The organism is Hydrogenophaga sp. LT287 (assembly GCF_055702805.1).
The window spans coordinates 1-5,631 of sequence record NZ_JBVPZC010000060.1 but is presented as its reverse complement, the minus strand read 5'-3'; the positions used below and the strand labels follow the sequence as shown (position 1 = coordinate 5,631).

The window sequence follows — 5,631 nt, the reverse complement described above, 5'->3', positions numbered from 1 at the left end:
GGGGGTGCAGCGTAATTCTTGGACTGGTTTCAGTTGATTAAGCCCAGACTTTCGCGGTACTCGATGGGGCTGAGGGAACCCAACGACATCTTGATCCGTTTTTCGTTGTACCAGAGGATGTACTCGTGCACCGCTCGGATGAACACCTCGATGGTGGTTGACTTCCAATCTCGCGGGTAGAACATCTCATTTTTCAGGCGCCCAAAGAAACCTTCGCAGGCCGCGTTGTCCGGTGAGCACCCCTTGCGCGACATCGACCGCGTCAGGTTCGCACGGTGCATCCGATCAAGCCAGCCCGGCCAGCGGTAATGGGCACCACGGTCGGAGTGAATGATCGGCTTGCTGTCGCACGATTTCACCGTGTCAATGGCAGCGTCTAGCATCGTGTTCACCAACTCGGAGTCCGGTCGGGTACCAAGCGTCCAGCTCACTACCATGCCGTCGAAGCAGTCGATCACAGGCGAGAGGTACACCTTTCCCGCCGGGATCTGAAACTCCGTAATGTCGGTGAGCCACTTCTCATTCGGTGTTGCCGCCTGGAAGTCACGATTGAGGAGGTTGTCGGGCGCAGGGCTGATCTCTCCGAGGTAGGACCCGTATCGACGCTTTTTGCGCGCGGGCACACTCAAGCCCTCCTGCTTCATCAGGCGCTGCACGACTTTTTCAGACAGGTGCAACTGGCGTCTGCCCAGCGCCGCACGCATGCGCCGGTAACCATAGCTGCGGTGGTTGCTCTGAAATACATCGGCAGCGGCAACCCGGGCGTCAGCGTATTTGTCAGGCCTTCGCTGGCGGGCGCAGTGGTAGAAGTAGGAACTTCGAGCCAGGTCAAGTTCGACGAGCAGCTCTGAGAGCGAGTAGATGGGCTTGAGGGCGTCAACCAGCAGAGTCTTCTCCCGATTGCTCAGGAGCTGAGGGTTGACGCCCAGGCCTTTTTTTAGCAGTTCATTGGCCTTCTTCAAGATGTCATGTTCGAGCTGAAGACGGTGAATGCTCTGTTGAAGCGACTCGACTTGGCGCTGCAGTTCGGCAGCATCAGGCACTGGCGGTGAATTGTTTTGACGTTTCATGGATGCGGGTACCTCGCGGCCGAGCAACTGGTTTTTCCAGTTGTACAGCGTAGGCCGACATACCGCCAGCTTCTGGGCGATTTCTTGTGCGCTGGTCTTTCGGGTGCAAAGCTCAATCACCGCTGCACTTTTAAGCTCGTCGGAGTGCAGGGTATTCGGTGCCCGGCCCACCATTCGGTGGCGAACTTCGGGGTGCAGCTCGTCAATCCACTTGGTCAGTAACGCCCGACCGGGATATCCCAAAGCCCGCATGGTCGAGGCAATGCACCGATCGTGATCAAGGTAGTGCTTCACCGCCGCATACTTCTGCTGATCGGAATACTTCTGTCCTGATCGCGAATACCCGACTCGCAGGTTCTGGCTCCGTTCGTACTCGCGGAACCAGCCAATGAGGGAGTTCTTGGTCGGATAGCCCAACTGGCGGATGGTGGCCCTGAGGCGCTTGCCAAGCTTGATGTAGAGCTTGACGGCTCGGATTCGGTCTTCGTAGGAATACATGAACTACCTCCAGGTAGTCCAAGTTTTTAGCCGCATCCCCATGGGGTCAAAATTAATCGGAATTCAACAGGCAGGAAGCTTTCGGAACTGGACGTTCAGGACCTCGCCGGTATATGCATGCCTGTGACAGTTTCTGGCCGGTCGGCATAACGCTGTGCGGAATCGATGGTCATATGCAATGGTCGTTCGCGAGAGTTTCGCGTCGGCCGGGATCGGCCCAAAGTCGAACCTCGGCTTTCCAGATGCGGATCTGGCGCAAGCGACCCGGCCCTGCCGTTCTCAAAGACACACAGAGTTGAGCCAAGGCCTCGCCTCGTCGAGAATGATCGTTCGATTGACAACAGGTTGGATTTAATAGATCATGGCTGCAAAGAAAAACACGGCCCCGCAAAGGCAGGAAATCTACGCGCCGCCGGATGTGCAGATTCCGCGTAGATTCGGCGGAGGCGTGTTGAAGGAGCGGGTGGTTCGGGAGCTGCCTTCAAAGAAGGTCATTCAGTACGCGCTGGCTTACATCAACCCGCTGATCTTCAGCGGAGACAATGGCCGCGTGCTGGGGTACGACAACGCCCATGGCTTCTCGCACAAGCACTTCAAGGGCGAGATGGCACGCGAGGCTTTCCCGGGCTATGAGGCGTTGTATGAACGCTTCGATGTGGAGTGGAAAGAGATCGCGATGGAATATGTGAATGGGAGTGAAAAGTGATGGCAGACAAAATTTCCCTGGAAAACTTCGCGAAGGACAAGACCCTGAGCGAGCACAAGCGCAGGAGCCTGGAAGTCGCTCGCGCGCTGGATGCAAAGGCGGACGTCCTGCCCCACGCTCGCACGTTCACGAGCATTGAGTTTGAGGCATTTGTGACGGAGCTAACGCCCAAGCGATTCGAACTGCTGCGTCTGGCGATCAAGCGCAGTCGCTCCATCGGAGATCTGGCCACGGCCTCCCACCGCGACCAGAGCGCGGTTTCGAGGGACGTTGCCAAGCTGGAAAAGCTCGGGCTTGTGAAGGTTGAATCCGTGGCAAATCCGGGTCACGGACTGATGAAAATCGTGACTCCGGTGGCCACCAGAATAGCGATCGACGCCAGTCTTGAGGCTGCCTGAGGTACCCAAAACCCTTGTAGATCGGTTGAGGGTCGGCTCGCGATGGTCATGGTCGTCGACACCGGTATTTCGGGCCGAGCCATGACCAAGGAGCTTTGCCGAGCTTGGCCTGTAACTGGCAGTCCCGGCCAGAAGCGGACGCTTTCCTCCGCAGATTCTCAACCACCGTCTCTCTCCCGCGCTATAAGCATGCGGCCGCCGCAATAAGACGACATTCGAACCTTGAGCTGCCCGCGTCAGTCCTTCGAGATCCTGCTCTGGTCGATGTCAACTACCCTGACCGCCGTGCCGCCGGCGACAACTATCCTGGCCGGTGGAAGCGGGGAATGAATGTGGTTGGTTACTAGGCTGAACGAGCCTTTCTTGCCGTAGAGGCTGGGAGCGCTTGGGCTGCACGGCGGCAGTAGATCTCCACGTTCATCTCCAGAATAGTGGAGTGATGCACCAGACGGTCGACGGCGGCCAGGGTCATGGCCGGCTGTTGGCGCCGACCGAAATTGAGCCTGTGGCTCAAATTTGGATCGGCGCGGACACCTTTCCACAGGCGCACACGCCAAACCCGCTGGCACAGACCGTCAGCCTCCAAAACGACCCAACGGAATTTGCTGCCTATCGGCAAACCAATCGGCAACGCATGCGCTGACTGGTCAGCCTACGCATGGGCCGCCTCGAACACCATACGCTTAACCACAGGGCGCGGCTGCTGGGATGCTTGCCACAGGTCGTAGGCGCTCTGCATGCCCAGCCACATCTCGGCGCTGGTGCCCAGCAAGGCGGACAGGCGCAGCGCCATGTCGGCAGACACATCAGCATGCCCATGCAGGATGCGCGACAGGTAGGCGCGCGTCACGCCAAGTTCAGCGGCGGCCTGGGTCACACTGACCTCAGCCAGCCACTCTTGCAGCACCGCGCCGGGGTGCGGGGGGTTGTGCATACGGCCCATGAAAAAACTCCTTCAGTGATAGTCTTGGTAATCCACCAGTTCAGCGTCTGTGCCCACAAAACGGAACGTTAAGCGCCAGTTGCCATTCACGGTAATGGCCCAGTGCCCCTTGAGTGCACGCCCCTTGAGCGAGTGCAGCTTCCAGCCCGGGACAGCCATGTCCTGCGGCCCCGTGGCCTGATCTAGGGCACCGAGTTGCAGCTGCAAACGCTGAGCATGATCAGGGCGAATGCCTGCCTTACTGCCTCGGTGAAAGAAGGCTTCGAGGCCCTTGTGCTGGAAACTGCGAATCATGCATAAAGTGTATACGACTTGTATACAAACGGATAGGCTTCAGCCGCCTTCCATGAGCAGACTTTGAGTCCCAAATACAGGAGTGTGTTGATTCATCAGTACAACTGAGCCAGTGGGGATGCGGCTAAAAACTTGGACTACCTGGAGGTAGTTCATGTATTCCTACGAAGACCGAATCCGAGCCGTCAAGCTCTACATCAAGCTTGGCAAGCGCCTCAGGGCCACCATCCGCCAGTTGGGCTATCCGACCAAGAACTCCCTCATTGGCTGGTTCCGCGAGTACGAACGGAGCCAGAACCTGCGAGTCGGGTATTCGCGATCAGGACAGAAGTATTCCGATCAGCAGAAGTATGCGGCGGTGAAGCACTACCTTGATCACGATCGGTGCATTGCCTCGACCATGCGGGCTTTGGGATATCCCGGTCGGGCGTTACTGACCAAGTGGATTGACGAGCTGCACCCCGAAGTTCGCCACCGAATGGTGGGCCGGGCACCGAATACCCTGCACTCCGACGAGCTTAAAAGTGCAGCGGTGATTGAGCTTTGCACCCGAAAGACCAGCGCACAAGAAATCGCCCAGAAGCTGGCGGTATGTCGGCCTACGCTGTACAACTGGAAAAACCAGTTGCTCGGCCGCGAGGTACCCGCATCCATGAAACGTCAAAACAATTCACCGCCAGTGCCTGATGCTGCCGAACTGCAGCGCCAAGTCGAGTCGCTTCAACAGAGCATTCACCGTCTTCAGCTCGAACATGACATCTTGAAGAAGGCCAATGAACTGCTAAAAAAAGGCCTGGGCGTCAACCCTCAGCTCCTGAGCAATCGGGAGAAGACTCTGCTGGTTGACGCCCTCAAGCCCATCTACTCGCTCTCAGAGCTGCTCGTCGAACTTGACCTGGCTCGAAGTTCCTACTTCTACCACTGCGCCCGCCAGCGAAGGCCTGACAAATACGCTGACGCCCGGGTTGCCGCTGCCGATGTATTTCAGAGCAACCACCGCAGCTATGGTTACCGGCGCATGCGTGCGGCGCTGGGCAGACGCCAGTTGCACCTGTCTGAAAAAGTCGTGCAGCGCCTGATGAAGCAGGAGGGCTTGAGTGTGCCCGCGCGCAAAAAGCGTCGATACGGGTCCTACCTCGGAGAGATCAGCCCTGCGCCCGACAACCTCCTCAATCGTGACTTCCAGGCGGCAACACCGAATGAGAAGTGGCTCACCGACATTACGGAGTTTCAGATCCCGGCGGGAAAGGTGTACCTCTCGCCTGTGATCGACTGCTTCGACGGCATGGTAGTGAGCTGGACGCTTGGTACCCGACCGGACTCCGAGTTGGTGAACACGATGCTAGACGCTGCCATTGACACGGTGAAATCGTGCGACAGCAAGCCGATCATTCACTCCGACCGTGGTGCCCATTACCGCTGGCCGGGCTGGCTTGATCGGATGCACCGTGCGAACCTGACGCGGTCGATGTCGCGCAAGGGGTGCTCACCGGACAACGCGGCCTGCGAAGGTTTCTTTGGGCGCCTGAAAAATGAGATGTTCTACCCGCGAGATTGGAAGTCAACCACCATCGAGGTGTTCATCCGAGCGGTGCACGAGTACATCCTCTGGTACAACGAAAAACGGATCAAGATGTCGTTGGGTTCCCTCAGCCCCATCGAGTACCGCGAAAGTCTGGGCTTAATCAACTGAAACCAGTCCAAGAATTACGCTGCACCCCC

Annotated in this window: 7 protein-coding genes and 1 pseudogene; 4 read left to right on the top strand and 4 right to left on the bottom strand. The window is 57.8% G+C overall.

Translation table 11 applies throughout. From position 1 onward, the window contains the following. Positions 1–29 precede the first annotated feature (29 nt). Complete coding sequence (locus tag AC0GNR_RS19270) at positions 30–1,568, bottom strand: IS3 family transposase (protein ID WP_472900978.1); 1,539 nt, start codon at positions 1,566–1,568, stop codon at positions 30–32. Between the two features lie 361 nt (positions 1,569–1,929). On the opposite strand from AC0GNR_RS19270, the gene AC0GNR_RS19265 reads away from it, so the two are divergent. Next, positions 1,930–2,274: a hypothetical protein gene (locus AC0GNR_RS19265; RefSeq protein WP_472902368.1), complete on the top strand. Its 345-nt coding sequence runs from the start codon at positions 1,930–1,932 to the stop codon at positions 2,272–2,274. After that, positions 2,274–2,672 carry an HVO_A0114 family putative DNA-binding protein gene (locus tag AC0GNR_RS19260; RefSeq protein WP_472902367.1) on the top strand — a complete coding sequence of 133 codons (399 nt, stop codon included), beginning with the start codon at positions 2,274–2,276 and terminating at the stop codon, positions 2,670–2,672. The genes AC0GNR_RS19265 and AC0GNR_RS19260 overlap by 1 nt, the downstream gene beginning before the upstream one ends. A gap of 343 nt (positions 2,673–3,015) precedes the next feature. Here AC0GNR_RS19260 and AC0GNR_RS19255 read toward each other — a convergent pair. Then, positions 3,016–3,147: pseudogene (locus AC0GNR_RS19255) on the bottom strand (IS21-like element helper ATPase IstB); the annotation flags it as partial. Here AC0GNR_RS19255 and AC0GNR_RS19250 point away from each other — a divergent pair. After that, positions 3,112–3,315, top strand: coding sequence for a hypothetical protein (locus tag AC0GNR_RS19250; RefSeq protein WP_305335168.1), 204 nt, complete (start codon positions 3,112–3,114; stop codon positions 3,313–3,315). The pseudogene AC0GNR_RS19255 and the gene AC0GNR_RS19250 overlap by 36 nt on opposite strands. A 9-nt stretch (positions 3,316–3,324) precedes the next feature. Here the strand turns inward: AC0GNR_RS19250 and AC0GNR_RS19245 are convergent, their stop codons facing one another. After that, entirely contained in the window at positions 3,325–3,615 is a 291-nt protein-coding gene (locus AC0GNR_RS19245; RefSeq protein ID WP_305335157.1) for a HigA family addiction module antitoxin, read from the bottom strand. A gap of 12 nt (positions 3,616–3,627) precedes the next feature. Further along, complete coding sequence (locus AC0GNR_RS19240) at positions 3,628–3,909, bottom strand: type II toxin-antitoxin system RelE/ParE family toxin (RefSeq protein ID WP_472902366.1); 282 nt, start codon at positions 3,907–3,909, stop codon at positions 3,628–3,630. Positions 3,910–4,063: 154 nt separating this feature from the next. Here AC0GNR_RS19240 and AC0GNR_RS19235 point away from each other — a divergent pair, with 154 nt between their 5' ends. Then, positions 4,064–5,602 carry an IS3 family transposase gene (locus AC0GNR_RS19235; protein ID WP_472900978.1) on the top strand — a complete coding sequence of 513 codons (1,539 nt, stop codon included), beginning with the start codon at positions 4,064–4,066 and terminating at the stop codon, positions 5,600–5,602. The last annotated feature ends 29 nt before the right edge of the window (positions 5,603–5,631 follow it).